Genomic DNA, 345 nt, shown 5'->3' with positions numbered 1-345 from the left:
GACTGCTCCACCCCGCGACGATATCATATTCTTTTTTAAAAAAATGGAGGAGGTAGAGGGATTCGAACCCCCGCGCGACTCTCGCCGCCTGTCGGTTTTCAAGACCGATCCCTTCAGCCAGACTTGGGTATACCTCCAGAGTATTTACTTTAAATGGTGGACCTTGTAGGACTCGAACCTACGACCGGACGGTTATGAGCCGTCTGCTCTAACCAGCTGAGCTAAAGGTCCTTTATGGTAGCGGCGGAGGGGATCGAACCCCCGACCTCACGGGTATGAACCGTACGCTCTAGCCAGCTGAGCTACACCGCCATAATAAAGTTATAAGTGGAGCCTAGCGGGATC

Annotated in this window: 3 tRNA genes; all 3 read right to left on the bottom strand. The window is 52.8% G+C overall.

Going from position 1 to position 345, the window contains the following annotated elements:
- Positions 1 to 44 precede the first annotated feature (44 nt).
- Positions 45 to 137: transfer RNA gene (locus CN288_RS28050), tRNA-Ser, on the bottom strand.
- A gap of 17 nt (positions 138 to 154) precedes the next feature.
- A tRNA-Ile gene (locus CN288_RS28045) sits at positions 155 to 231 on the bottom strand.
- 4 nt (positions 232 to 235) lie between these two features.
- A tRNA-Met gene (locus tag CN288_RS28040) sits at positions 236 to 312 on the bottom strand.
- Positions 313 to 345 lie beyond the last annotated feature (33 nt).

It is taken from the genome of Bacillus sp. AFS023182, assembly GCF_002560575.1.
Lineage (GTDB): Bacteria > Bacillota > Bacilli > Bacillales > Bacillaceae_G > Bacillus_A > Bacillus_A arachidis.
Note: the sequence above shows the minus strand (reverse complement) of the source record. Positions and strands in the feature narration are given on the sequence as shown.